The organism is Bacillus sp. FSL R5-0709 (genome assembly GCF_038004785.1).
Classification (GTDB): domain Bacteria; phylum Bacillota; class Bacilli; order Bacillales; family Bacillaceae_G; genus Bacillus_A; species Bacillus_A mycoides.
Genome location: NZ_JBBORT010000001.1, coordinates 3,106,250 through 3,119,967, shown reverse-complemented (window position 1 = coordinate 3,119,967; position 13,718 = coordinate 3,106,250). Strand labels below are relative to the sequence as shown.

Genomic DNA, 13,718 nt, shown 5'->3' with positions numbered 1-13,718 from the left:
TGTTACAGTATGAACCAAATGAATCAATTGCTTAATTCTAAGAAAATATTAGTAGGAGTAAGCGGCTCTATTGCAGTAGCTGGAATTTTTCAATATTTAGCTATATTGAAAGCGAATTTTAGTGAAGTAAAGGTTATCATGACAAAAAGTGCAATAAAACTTATCCCTGCAGAAACCGTGAAATTATATTGTAATGAGGTATTTATCGATGAGGAACTTACCCTAAGTGGTAAACCAGGTCATGTGGAATTGGCTAGATGGGCAGACTTACTAATGGTATTACCAGCTACAGGAAATACTATTTCAAAAGTAGCTCATGGTTTAGCTGATGATTTATTAAGTACAGTCATTCTTGCTCATGATAAACCAGTTCTCTTTTTTCCTAATATGAACAAATTAATGTGGGAGAAAAAAGTAGTTCAGAATAATGTTAAACTTTTAAAAGAATATGATCATATAGTGATTCCGCCTTTGAAAACAACAGCTTTTGAAATTGCGACTATGTCTTTGAAACCGAACTATGTTTTACCTAATAATCAAGAAGTATTGCATATACTCTTTAAGGAATTCGAGAAAAGAAAGTCAGTAACTGTACATGAAACGGTTGAAATGCACTAAAACTCACATTTTTGTGAGTTTTTTTCTTTTCTTTATTCTTTTCTTTATTTTTTTTCTTTTCTTTATTTTTTTTTAATATTTGTCTTCTATATTAGTCCATAAGGAGGGATTTTATATGAATAATGAAATAGTTTTAGAAGCAAATCACTTAACAAAAACTGTAGGTGGCAAGACAATAGTAAATGATTTTTCAACTAAAATATATAAAGGAGATATTTGTGGTTTTCTGGGGCCGAATGGGGCAGGAAAAACAACTGTTATGCGTATGTTTACAGGATTAATTCGCCCGACAAAAGGAGTCATAAAAATAAGTGGTCAAGATGTAAATCAAAATAGACAACAGGCTTTGATGAATATGGGCGCAATTATCGAATCACCAATATTCTTCCCGTATATGACGGGTAGAAAAATGCTACAAAATTTAGCGAGATTATACCCTGCTCTTTCTCGAAAAGAACAATTGGAACAAGTAGAAGCAATACTATCTATTGTAAGGTTAACTGACGATGCAGATGTGAAAATTAAAAATTATTCATTAGGAATGAGACAGCGACTCGGGATTGCACAAGCTCTTCTAGGTGATCCAGATGTTATTTTATTAGATGAGCCAGCCAATGGTCTGGATCCTATGGGCATGAGAGAGCTAAGGGAATTAATTCTTGAACTTCGTGAAAAGAAAAATTTAACCTTTTTTATTTCAAGCCATTTACTAGATGAAATTCAGCAAATGTGTGACCGCCTTGTCATAATTAGAAATGGAAAGCTTATCACCCAAGGAAGGAAAGAAGAGTTAATTACAGATCCAACAAAAAGGTTGGAAGATGTGTTTGTGGAGATGATGACATCATGAGGGGGCTTTTTATTTCTGAATTTGAAAGGCTTTGGACGCAAAAAATAACTTGGATAATCTTGTTTTTCTTACCTTTAATGGTAGTTGCGTCAGTTAAATATTATCTAAACTGGAATCAACATACTTCTCCTGGAAGACCAGATTACGTTACTGCTTTAAATTTTCCTATAATAAGTATTTCTGAGCATCTTGTGGTTTCGTTTAATATTATCGCTATAATACTGATTTCTACTGTTATAGCGCATGAAGTAGAAAATGGACAATTAAGAATGATTTTGATTCGTCCATTTTCTACCTCACAACTTTTTGTAGCTAAGCTTGCTACTATATTAACTACCATGTTCCTATATTTAACTTTGTTTTGGATTTTTAATTCCATAGCAGGCTATTTATTCTTTCCAAAAGTAGATACATTAATAACATTTATAGATGAAACCAAGGTTTCTATTGCAGGGGCGATACTATATAACTTAAAGTATTTCTTTGCATGTTTCATTACTATGATTTGTATTGTTTCTGTATTTACATTAATAGGGGCGTTAAGTAGAAGTACGATGATCACTCTTGGATCAGGGGTGGCCTTTATTTTCTTTGCTATTGCAATTCCACAGATTTTAGAATTCTCTAGCCAAACGATAATTAGCGCTAATACTGTACTACATCTTATGTACATGTCAATCGTTAAAATTCAGCATACAGGTATAGCATTTCTACTTTCATCAAGTAATAGTATAAACATTTACATTGTTATAGTGGAAGCGATTTATATTTTCTTATTTGGAATGTTCGCATACTTGTCATTTGTGAAAAGAGATTATTTTATTTGAAAACTAGGAGGGAGTTCAATTGAAAGCATTAGTTATAAGTGAATGGGAACGACTATGGAATCAGAAAAAAAGTAAATGGATGTTGGGGATTTTTACTGTTATTGTTTTTCTTCAAGCTTGGTTTTTGAAGTACTATGGGGTTGGGATTTATAATGATGGGCAACAAGTGCCACTAAATTCTTGGAATTTTTCATGGTTTTTATTAAAGGAATCTTCTTTCTTAATTACTTTGATTTTCATGCCTGTATGTTTCTTGAATAGCTTAAATGTAGAATACAATTCAGGAGCATATCGTCTATTTTTAATTAGGCCTTTTCAACGATTAACCTTTCTTATGTCAAAATGGTTTTCTCTTTCTGTAATGGTATTACTCTACTTATTTGTTGTTCTTTTTATTGGCATAGTACTTGGGTTGGTGTTTTTTAAAGCAGATGATGCTTTTACTTTCTACGGTCAACAAAAGACCTCTATAGAAGCAATATTCTATACGGTACAAGTATATGGATTGTTTTTTATTATTCAAATGTGTGGTTTAGCTATTGCTAGTTTAATAAGTATCATAATTTCAAATGCAGTTATTAGCTTTTTCCTTCTGATTGGAATTTACATCGGCTGCTTGTACATAAGTCAGTTATCGTTCTTTTTATTATCCGTTCAAAGTATCTTCCATGCTCTCAGCACAGGAAGTAACAGTTTATACGTCCTGATTCTAGGTATCATGATTATTAGTGTTAGCGTTTGTATAAGCATTTGGAATAAAAAAGAATTTACATGTTAATAAAAGGATAGAAGGGAGGTTTACCATGATTATGTTAGAAGCTAAAGGAATTGAGAAAGTTTATAAAACTAATTTCCAAGAATATCCAGTTTTAAATAATGTCAACTTAACTGTTCATGAAGGAGATTTTGTAGGGATTATGGGACCTTCAGGGAGTGGAAAGTCTACACTTTTAAATGTGCTTTCCTCTCTTGATTTTCCTTCAAATGGAGAAATTACAATTAAGGGACAGAATTTAACTAATATGAATAGTGATCAATTAAGCAATTATCGTCGCGAAAATATTGGTTTTATTTTTCAAAATTACAATTTGTTAGATCACTTAACAATTGAAGAAAATATTCTTCTACCCGCAGCTTTAAGAATGGGGAGCAAAAAGGGTGTTAGGGATAAACTCGAAACATTAGTGAATGAACTAAATATTGAACCGCTTTTGCCAAAGTATCCCTATGAAATCTCTGGGGGACAACAGCAAAGAGCTGCTATTATTCGTTCGTTAATTAACGATCCTTATCTGTTATTTGCTGATGAACCGACGGGAAATCTAGATTCAAAATCTGCTTATGATGTATTGAATATACTAAAAACATTGAATGAAACACATAAATCAACAATCTTAATGGTAACTCACGACTCTGTAGCTGCTAGTTTTTGCAACAGGGTCATATTTTTGAAAGATGGCAAGATTGTTCATGAGATGCAACGTTCCCATGAAGAAAAGCAATTCAGTTTCAATCAACGTATACTACTCTATATCTCTAAGGAAGTGGGGGAGAATGATGTCAATATTTTCACTCGCACTTAAAAATATAACTCGCAATCTTTCACTGTATATAGTGTATCTTGTAAGTTGTATTCTATCAGTTACAATTTTTTATATGTACGCAGCATTTCTTTCATATCCAAAAGTTTCTGGAATAGAGCAACTGTTAATTGCGTGTGAATTCATCATCTTGCTATTTTCATGCTTTTTCATTTCATATTCTTATGACCATTTTCTTACTGAACGGAAAAAGGAAATTGGTATTTGGAAAACATTCGGAGCTTCAAAAAAACAATTATTTATTATCATAGTTTTAGAAAATTCGATAATTGGAGCAATTTCTATCTTAATTGGGATTATGATTGGTATAGTACTATCCAAAAGCTTTTTTGATTTCATCGGGAAATCTCTCTTCTTAAGCGAGTCATTTTCCTATTTCTTCTCTCCAATTGCTACCTTTTTTACAGTTATTTTGTTTGGAGTTCTGTTCTTTTTTGTTTCATTGCGTAGTTATTATAAAATCGGACGCATTTCTGTTTTGGAATTATTTCAAGAGACAAGAAAACCAAAGGATTTACCTAGGTTTTCAAAGAAGAAATTCATTATTTCCCTGTTAATTTTGGTTATTTCTTATGTTTTTATCCTTAATGCATCTTTACCCGTACTATTATTCTCTTTTCTACCTGTAGCTGCTCTTTTATTATTAGGAACGTACCTTTTTTGTTCGCACGGATTAGTAGGAACTGTATCCTATTTAATCAATAAAGAAAAAAAGCATTTAAATGGCATTCGAATGCTAATATTTATAAGTCTAAGAAAAAAACTTTATTATAATGCTAAAATTATCTTCCTTGTTTCAATACTCTTATCAATGATAATGATATTAATCAGCTCCATATATTTATATTCAGAGTTGAATGATCAAAGAATGCGAAATAGCCACCCACAGCCAGCTATATTTATTGTTGATAAAAAACAAGAGAATACACTAGAATCTGCTTTAGAGAAAAACTTCAAAGGAGAGGTTGAGGGATTTCATAAGAAAAAATGGGAAGGTATATTACTGAATTCATCAAAGGGAGAAGGTAAAACCTTTATACTACAAACAGATTCATTCTTTATAAAGGACTGGACAGAAACAAAAAAAGATAACCTGTTATTTAGTAAAAAAAATGAGAATATCGATAAGTTGCATATCCAAACAAATAACGGTAATACAGAATTGATAGTAAAAAATATGGTCGAAAAACAGGCGATTAACTCGGTATCTCGGATAGATAATGTAGCTTTTGTACCAGCAGATACTTTTAATGAATTAGAGAAGGGATCATTACCTACTCAACATGTTTCATTTTACACATTAGATTTCAAGGAAAATAATAAGGGTTATAGTGCACTAAAAAAATTATTTGAGACACTCCCTTTAGAGATAAAGGAACAGTCCAGTGTTCGTCTTCTACATTATGAAAATACAGTTCAATTAACTTCAGTTTTATGGATAATAGCATTATTTATCGGTTTTATCTTGTTAATTGCTTTATCCAGTCTTCTTTGGTTTAAGTTATATGAAGATATATCTAATGATAGAAAAATATTTCACTCTTTAAGAAAAATCGGTTTGAATTTCAATGAAATAAAAAAAACATTAAGGGTTCAAATTGCTATAATTTTCTTTGTACCAATTATTCTGGGGGGGATAAATCTATTTATAGCAATCTACGCCTTGCAAAATATATTGGGAGGAATTAAAATTTACTCAATAATATTAATATTTTTTATTTTCTTAGTCTTCCAATTAATATTTTTCTTCATTTCAAACCACTATTACTATAAAAAAGTTGTTCATGAAAAGAATATTAATTAACAAGAAAATATATTTTACAAAATAATAAGATTTTTAATCTAAACTAGAAAGGAGTGTTTTTTTATGAATGGAACGATTCTTGTTGTAGATGATGAGTCAGAAATTGTAGATGTACTCTCTGATATATTCTCTGATCGTGATTATAAAGTTCTCAAGGCCTACAATGGAGAACAAGCGCTAGATCATTTAAAAACACAAGTTGATTTAGTCATTTTAGATATTATGATGCCTAAAATGGACGGTTTTGAATTTTGTAAGGTCGTTCGTGAACAAATAAAATGCCCGATTCTATTTTTGAGTGCTAAACATTCAGAAATAGATAAAGTAAAAGGCTTTACTTTAGGTGGAGATGACTATATTACAAAACCATTCCAAGTTAAGGAGCTAATTGCACGTGTTGAGGCCCACTTGAGGCGTGAGAAAAGAGAACGTGTAAACTTGCAAAATCAACGTTTCTTAGGAAACTTGACCATTAACTATTCACAGCATGATGTTTTCATTGATGGAGTAAAAATAGATGTAACGAGTAAAGAGTTTAAAATATTAGAGCTTTTAACGGTAAATCTAGGACAAATCTTTTCTAAGGAACAAATTTATGAAAAAATTTGGGGGCTGGATGCAGTTGGGGATCTCAATACAATAATAGTACATATTAATAACTTAAGAGCTAAGTTAAGTTTAGGTATGTCAACTTACCATATTAAAACCGTATGGGGAGTTGGCTATAAGTTGGAGAAATGTTAATGTTAAAAAAATTATCGTTGAAAAACCAATTTATTCTAACATTTGCAGCTGTAATATTTTTAAGTATTGTCAGTACGGTTTGTACGTTAATTTTAATATACTCTTTTCTTTTTATTTATAATGAAAAATCTGTTTTACCTGCCAACCATTATGAAAAACAAGTGCCCAGCATTGAAAAATTTGTAGAAATGAATGGGGATAAAATAGTAGATTTATCCTATCAAAAAAAACTAGAGAAAGTGATTCCAATGCAAGGAATTACTTATCAAGTTATGAATACGAATGGAAATAGATTATATGGTACATTGAGCGATGAATTATTGAAAAATGATAAAGAAGTGTATCATAAAATAAATACATCTACTCAAAATGGTAAACTAATTACAAAATACATTCCAATTATAAGTAATGGTAAACTAGTTGGTGTGCTTGCTGTACGATACATATTAGCTGCATCTATTGATTATTACATAGAATATGTATTTATTATTGCTTTTCTTGTTCCTTTTATATTTTTAACGCTTTATTCTTATTTATTAGCTAAGCGTTTAGGAAAACAGTTGAATAAACCTATCAAAGAGGTAATAATGGCCTCACAAAAAATTAAAAACAAGGATTTAGACTTTGAAATAAAATATGAAAGTGAAAATGAAATAGGTATATTAATTGATTCTTTCAATAGTATGAAGGAAGAATTAAAAAATTCATTGTATGTTCAATGGAAATTAGAACAGGAACGTCGGGATATGGTTGCTTCCATTGCACATGATTTGCGAACACCGTTAACTATTATTTTGTCTCATGTAGAAGTATTAATGGAACCCATGCCAAATAATCAAAAACGGATTCATCACTACTTGCAAACAATTAAGAATAATACAGAAAGAGTATTGCATTTAACAGAAGAAATGAGGAGAGTCTCTGAAGTGGACAACCCTGATTTCACTCTTATGATTTGCAATATAGCTCCAGCTGAAATGATTCCAGAAATGCTTGAAGAGTTTAAGGAATTGGCAGAAAATGAAGATATACAATTAACCTATACTTTACTTATTAAATCAGAAGAAAAAAATCTTAAGTTTGCACTTGATCCGAATCGTTTGCATCAAATTCTTACGAATATTATTTCTAATAGCATTCGTTTTACTCCAAAAAAAGGAAGAATTGATGTGCAAGTGGAGGTGAAAAAAGACGTTATGTCTTTTTCTATCTCGGATTCTGGAGTTGGATTTAATACAAAAGATATTCCGTTTTTATTTAGTAAATTCTACCAAGGTGACCTTTCAAGGTCAAATCAACTACATCATGGACTTGGTTTGTATATCGTGGAAAAATTGGTTAAAAAACACGGTGGAGAAATTCATGCTGAAAATAATGAGATTCAAGGGGCATGCATTTCATTCACGATACATTCTCTTTTTAGTAACGAAAAAAGGAACTATGAATTGTCATAGTTCCTTTTCATTATTTAATAGCATTATATACGTCCAGCTGTCCGTTCCCCCAAGAGGCTTTATCAGGTGCTATATCTTTCTTTATTCCGTTTTTGTAAAGGTGTGAAATTGATCTTTTCGGTTGATTTTTAAAATTATAGTGATTGATAATTAGAGCTAGTGTAGCGGATACTTTCGGAACTGCCATTGATGTACCAGCGGCAAATAAGTATCTTCCAGTATTAAAAGTTGTCAGTACTTCCTCTTGTCGGAAAAGACCAGTATTCCACCATACCTCTTCGCCATATTGTTGCCATAAACGATAATCTCCTCCTGGAGCAGATATGTCAATGACCCCTTCTCCGTAATTAGAGAATACAGAACGTTGTCCGGTTGGACCGGTTGATGATACTGTTACTACACCTGGTAATTCCCCAGGTGCTTCTATTCCTACACCAGTAAATATTTTCCCCTCTTTTTCATATTTTTGTTTAAGAAAGTTATTTAGCTCCTGTTTATTAGCCACGTTTACAGAATCATTTCCTGCAGAAGCTACTACTACACTACCATGCTGATTGGCATATTCTATAGCACGTTTGTAACCTTCTACTTCTGCCCATCCATTGTCTACAAGTTTTCCATTTTCATAGACTTTTCCATTTACATAATAGGAACCAAGACTAAGGTTGATAACATCTACATCATCCTTAGCTGCTTCGATGATGGCATTAATGACCCAGGCTGCATCAGCTGATTTATTTCCAAATACACGATATGCTCTGATTCCCGTATCAGGAGCAACGCCTTTTAATTCCCCATTTGCAGCAATAGATCCTGAAACGAGAGTTCCATGGCCATTGATATCATTTATATTATTAATATCACCTGTCTCTTCAGGTTCAGTACCTCTCAATCCTCCCTTTGGAACGAAGTTTTTAGATCCAGGAATAAGATTTTTTACTAAGTCAGGATGATCCACATCGACTCCCGAATCAATAATTCCAACAACCACATTATGAGAGCCAGTTTCTTTTTTATAACTTTCTCCATTATGAGTAATTTCCTTCATGTCCCATTGCATATCCCATAAGGGAGGTAGGTTTGTATCTAATGTTTTTGTTGAAAGAGTTGATAAATTAGGCATTTTTATGGAATGAGGAACCTCTGGTTTTTCGACTTGCAAAGAAGGATTAACTGATTCAAATAAGGGAGATTGATTTTTAGAAATTTGTGTATCTCCTTTGAATTGAATGAGTCCTATCTCCGGGACAGTATAAGTAATTTCTCCATTCTCCTTTTTTATCTCAGTGATGCCTTGCTCAAATTTTGATGGGTCTTTTAATAAAACGGTGTAATATTGCTTAGGTTTTTCCTGAGCATGTCCTACATTAGAAAGTAAAAAACACGTTAACGCGGTTGAAATGACAGTGATTGCTTGTTTTTTCATAATTATCCCCTTACTTTTATAAATTGGAGGTAGAATTTGAAGATGAACCGCAGAACAAGGCCCTATTGCCCACTTTATAATTCCACTTAGATCCTATAAATAAGGTAACAAATCATTCGGAATTTTAAATCTGTATATACCGTACATATAAGTGGTATTTAGCGCAATATTACTTTCTTTGGAGTTACTTTAAAAACAGAAGCATAATTCTTTTGGTGGAGAAGCCATCAATTTTTTGTTCTAATGAGTGAATGAAATTAAAAAAGTATCCTAAAGTAAATAGGGGGTATCTGTATTTAGGTCTTTATTCAGTAGGGAACTTATTGTTTTTGTATTTGAAGGTTATAAATATGTATAGCAATAGCAATAAAAATGAAATGTGAATTTAAATATTTAGGAGAGTGTATGATGGGATATTTAAGAGTTTTCACCTTAAGGGATGGTCGTGAAAAAGCAATAATAGTAGAGCCATGGCGTTTATTTAAAGAAGAAATGAATGTTTTAGGAATCAAAGATTCGGATGCGTTCTAAATTCATCTAATCGAGTATAAAAAAGAAAAGCAATTTACTAGACAGAATATGAGACAGAAATGAATCGTGTTATGTATAAATATCATAATTACGCACATGTTATATACGAATAAAATGGAGGTGTAATTATGAATATTCAAAGACACGAAAACAATAATAATGAAATTCATATTTCCGCTGCTGCAAGTGCAATCGAGCAGATGAAATGTGAATTTGCTCGTGAACTAGGGATTACACTTGGTCCAGAAACATCTGCGCGTGCTAATGGTTCTGTTGGTGGAGAAATTACTAAGCAAATTGTTCAAATGGGTGAGGAACAATTAATGGGACAATATAGATTGCATCAACATACCATATAAGCAATTAAAAAATATCCTTTCTTTAAACGAAAGGTATTTTTCCTATATTTTTACATTGATTTCAAAAATATAGAATCTATACAAAAAAATGAAGGGTCATATTAGTTTATAACGCATTATAGGTATCTAAATGTCTTGAATTCGTTTTGAGGTAAAATGAATGGTTTGAAAGGTTTTAAAACATGAATTGTCTTTCCCTGTAGTTAAAGTGTATGCTTTCACTTATTTTGAACAAATTCCCCCTTTAATTATTTGCATGTTATTCTTTATATAGACAACCTAATGTTTGTATAATATATTTCTACTTATCTGTTAATTGTTACATCTTTTCATTATATATGGGGTGAGGAGGGAAGGGGTACACATGCATATGAAGCTCTAGACACATTCGTAATTTCGCAAAGTTGATTTACAGTCATATTTCCTTCTTTATATAGCTTTACTGCATAATTCATTCCTGCGTGATTTTCATGATACTTCTTTAAACGACCTTTAAACTTTCCTTCTTTTTTTGCAAACTCAATCCCTTCACGTTGTCGCATACGAATAAGATCTCGCTCTAATTGGTTAACACCAGCCATTACAGTAATTAAGAACTGGCTGTATCGATTATCTTCTGATAAATCTAGCTATGTATCCTTTAGTGATTTTAAGCTCGCTTTTTTACCTCGTATAAACTCAATTAATTTAAACAAATCCTGTGTGTTACGAGTGATCCGAGTTAAGTTTGTAACATAAATAATGTCACCTTCCTGTAAATCCTCAAACATTTTTTGAAGTTGCTCGCGATCCTTTGTTGCTCCAGAAACTTTTTCTTCAAAAATAATATCCATTCCAATTTCGTTCAGTTGCTGAAATTGCCTTGAAGGGTTCTGGCTAGTCGAACTGACATGTATATAACCGATTTTCCGCAAAACATCACCCCCTTTTTTGAGATTAAGTCTTATGAGACGCTCTTAACTAAGATTTTATAAGTCTACTATAATTGTATCAATAGAGTACACTCTATTGGGATGGATTTAAAATATATACGATTCAAAGACCAGTTTAAATATGGAGTGCTTCTAATTTGAAAAAGTAAAAAAACAACTTGGATTCGCTAATAGATTAGGATTTGCCATACAAATTGCTTACTTACGTTTTCCAGGAAGACCATTATCTGAGAATGGAAAATATGATTAATGCTACTCTTATTAACAATGCAAAGGGAACCTGCTACATTCTCATATGCAATATTACATATAAGAATGTATTGATAATAATGTAAGCGCTTACTATAATAAAAACATAAAGATAAATCACATCTTAGCAACAACAAAAGAGGAGGAAATAATATGGAAATCGCAATGGCAGTTTTGAAATTTTTAGGTGGAGTAATTCCATTAGTTCAAGAACTTTTAAAAGTATTTATGTAAGTTTATTATTCGGCAATTATTTATAAATAATTATCATACCTTAATACGAAAAACAGAAGGGGATATTTTTTGAAAATTAAGAAAAACAACAAAGGAATAAAATTTCTAACATGTTTATTAGTTAGTTTATGCACTATTAATTATTCATCTATTTCTTTCGCGGAAACACAAACAGGTAATGCAAATGATGCAACAAAAAATGCTAGTGGCATTGATACTGGCATAGCAAGTTTAAAGTATGATAGTAGAGATATTTTAGCAGTAAATGGTGATAGAGTAGAGAGTTTTGTTCCGAAAGAAAGTATCAATTCAAATGGTAAATTTGTAGTAGTTGAACGTGAGAAAAAATCACTTACAACTTCACCAGTCGATATTTCGATTATTGATTCTGTGGCTAATCGTACTTATCCAGGAGCCGTACAACTTGCAAATAAAGCTTTTGCAGATAATCAACTTAGTTTATTAGTGGCTAAGAGAAAACCTTTGAATATTAGTATAGACTTACCTGGCATGAGAAAAGAAAATACAATAACTGTTCCAAATCCAACATATGGTAATGTGTCTGGAGCGGTAGATGATTTAGTATCTACTTGGAATGAAAAGTATTCTAAAACACATACGTTACCTGCAAGAATGCAGTATACAGAATCTATGGTTTATAGTAAATCACAAATCGCAAGTGCCCTTAACGTTAACGCTAAATATCTTGATAACAGTCTAAACATTGATTTTAATGCGGTTGCAAATGGAGAGAAAAAAGTGATGGTAGCGGCATATAAGCAAATATTTTATACCGTAAGTGCTGAACTACCTAACAATCCATCCGATCTTTTTGATAATAGTGTTACTTTTGGTGAGTTAACTCGTAAAGGTGTAAGTAATTCGGCCCCACCTGTTATGGTCTCAAATGTAGCTTATGGTAGAACTGTTTATGTAAAATTAGAAACAACATCTAAGAGCAAAGATGTACAAGCTGCTTTTAAAGCCTTACTTAAGAATAACAGCGTCGAAACGAATGGACAGTACAAAGATATTTTTGAAGAAAGTACTTTTACTGCTGTAGTATTAGGCGGAGATGCGAAAGAGCATAACAAGGTTGTTACTAAAGATTTCAATGAAATCCGAAATATCATTAAAGATAATGCTGAATTAAGTCTTAAAAATCCAGCATACCCAATTTCATATACAAGCACTTTCTTAAAAGATAATTCAACTGCGGCTGTTCATAACAATACAGATTATATTGAGACTACAACTACAGAATATTCAAGTGCTAAAATGACGCTTGATCATTACGGTGCATATGTTGCTCAATTTGATGTATCTTGGGATGAATTCTCATATGATCAAAATGGGAAAGAAGTACTAACACATAAAACTTGGGAAGGAAGCGGTAGAGACAAAACTGCTCATTTCTCTACAGTCATACCACTTCCACCGAATTCAAAAAATGTAAAAGTCGTAGCGAGAGAATGTACAGGTCTTGCATGGGAATGGTGGAGAACAATTATTAATGAACAAAATGTTCCGTTAACAAATGAAATAAAGGTTTCAATTGGAGGAACAACATTATACCCAACTGCTAATATTAATCATAATTAAAGGCAACGTATACGTTCGAAGCACCCTGTTTACAGGGCGCTTTTTTACTTAGTTGAAAGTATATCGGCGTTTTTCAAATATATCATAATCAATTCGCAAATCTTATAATCATATTTTTTGATGGCTGCATGAATGTTTTCAATGATTTCATTCCTTATTATTAAATCCCTATAAATTTAAATTAGCCTATCTTTATTAATTCATTATGTATCAGCATTTGGATTTTTTATAAAGAAAAGGCACTATCCTCAAAGTACCTCTTCCTACTTAATCCACAATGGGATAGCAACACATCGCCATCCTTTCTGTATATTTCTACAAAAAGAATAACGTTCTCTATGAATTATAGATATAAATTTATCTTAGGTTGATAGTGATTTATGATGCCTCCATATACATAAATACATTTTGTCGAAATTATTAAAAAGGGGAATTTTTCTATTTGAAGAACTAATAATTGATTGTCAATATGTATTAGAAATCTCAA

General features: G+C 31.8%; 12 protein-coding genes and 2 pseudogenes. 12 read left to right on the top strand and 2 right to left on the bottom strand.

Annotated features, from left to right (window positions below; genetic code table 11):
• Nucleotides 1-9 precede the first annotated feature (9 nt).
• The 8 genes from MKX37_RS15895 (at nt 10) to MKX37_RS15860 (ending at nt 7,898) form a co-directional block, all read left to right on the top strand.
• Nucleotides 10-618 carry a flavoprotein gene (locus MKX37_RS15895; protein ID WP_002128197.1) on the top strand — a complete coding sequence of 203 codons (609 nt, stop codon included), beginning with the start codon at nt 10-12 and terminating at the stop codon, nt 616-618.
• Between the two features lie 115 nt (nt 619-733).
• Nucleotides 734-1,468 (top strand): ABC transporter ATP-binding protein, encoded by a 735-nt coding sequence (locus MKX37_RS15890; protein WP_001058380.1) that lies wholly within the window; start codon nt 734-736, stop codon nt 1,466-1,468.
• On the top strand, nt 1,465-2,295 hold the full coding sequence (locus MKX37_RS15885) for an ABC transporter permease (RefSeq protein ID WP_002128195.1): 831 nt from the start codon (nt 1,465-1,467) through the stop codon (nt 2,293-2,295). The genes MKX37_RS15890 and MKX37_RS15885 overlap by 4 nt, the downstream gene beginning before the upstream one ends.
• A gap of 19 nt (nt 2,296-2,314) precedes the next feature.
• Entirely contained in the window at nt 2,315-3,073 is a 759-nt protein-coding gene (locus MKX37_RS15880) for an ABC transporter permease (protein WP_002128193.1), read from the top strand.
• A gap of 25 nt (nt 3,074-3,098) precedes the next feature.
• On the top strand, nt 3,099-3,878 hold the full coding sequence (locus MKX37_RS15875) for an ABC transporter ATP-binding protein (RefSeq protein ID WP_002128192.1): 780 nt from the start codon (nt 3,099-3,101) through the stop codon (nt 3,876-3,878).
• Nucleotides 3,853-5,700 (top strand): FtsX-like permease family protein, encoded by a 1,848-nt coding sequence (locus MKX37_RS15870; RefSeq protein ID WP_002128190.1) that lies wholly within the window; start codon nt 3,853-3,855, stop codon nt 5,698-5,700. Before MKX37_RS15875 ends, MKX37_RS15870 begins: the two co-directional genes overlap by 26 nt.
• 63 nt (nt 5,701-5,763) lie before the next feature.
• On the top strand, nt 5,764-6,444 hold the full coding sequence (locus MKX37_RS15865) for a response regulator transcription factor (protein ID WP_001014563.1): 681 nt from the start codon (nt 5,764-5,766) through the stop codon (nt 6,442-6,444).
• On the top strand, nt 6,444-7,898 hold the full coding sequence (locus tag MKX37_RS15860) for a sensor histidine kinase (RefSeq protein WP_002128187.1): 1,455 nt from the start codon (nt 6,444-6,446) through the stop codon (nt 7,896-7,898). Before MKX37_RS15865 ends, MKX37_RS15860 begins: the two co-directional genes overlap by 1 nt.
• Nucleotides 7,899-7,908: 10 nt before the next feature.
• On the opposite strand, the gene MKX37_RS15855 is transcribed toward MKX37_RS15860, so the two are convergent.
• Nucleotides 7,909-9,324 (bottom strand): S8 family peptidase, encoded by a 1,416-nt coding sequence (locus tag MKX37_RS15855; RefSeq protein ID WP_000743643.1) that lies wholly within the window; start codon nt 9,322-9,324, stop codon nt 7,909-7,911.
• Between the two features lie 408 nt (nt 9,325-9,732).
• Here MKX37_RS15855 and MKX37_RS15850 point away from each other — a divergent pair, with 408 nt between their 5' ends.
• Nucleotides 9,733-9,855 carry a hypothetical protein gene (locus tag MKX37_RS15850; protein ID WP_000541014.1) on the top strand — a complete coding sequence of 41 codons (123 nt, stop codon included), beginning with the start codon at nt 9,733-9,735 and terminating at the stop codon, nt 9,853-9,855.
• Nucleotides 9,856-9,983: 128 nt separating this feature from the next.
• Nucleotides 9,984-10,214: an alpha/beta-type small acid-soluble spore protein gene (locus MKX37_RS15845; RefSeq protein WP_002128181.1), complete on the top strand. Its 231-nt coding sequence runs from the start codon at nt 9,984-9,986 to the stop codon at nt 10,212-10,214.
• A gap of 332 nt (nt 10,215-10,546) precedes the next feature.
• On the opposite strand, the pseudogene MKX37_RS15840 reads toward MKX37_RS15845, so the two are convergent.
• A pseudogene (locus tag MKX37_RS15840) lies at nt 10,547-11,128 on the bottom strand (recombinase family protein).
• 163 nt (nt 11,129-11,291) lie between these two features.
• On the opposite strand from MKX37_RS15840, the pseudogene MKX37_RS27480 reads away from it, so the two are divergent.
• Together MKX37_RS27480 and MKX37_RS15835 are read left to right on the top strand one after the other, a co-directional pair.
• Nucleotides 11,292-11,387 (top strand): annotated as a pseudogene (locus tag MKX37_RS27480) (DUF4158 domain-containing protein); the annotation flags it as partial.
• A gap of 311 nt (nt 11,388-11,698) precedes the next feature.
• On the top strand, nt 11,699-13,231 hold the full coding sequence (locus MKX37_RS15835; RefSeq protein WP_341089003.1) for a thiol-activated cytolysin family protein: 1,533 nt from the start codon (nt 11,699-11,701) through the stop codon (nt 13,229-13,231).
• Nucleotides 13,232-13,718 lie beyond the last annotated feature (487 nt).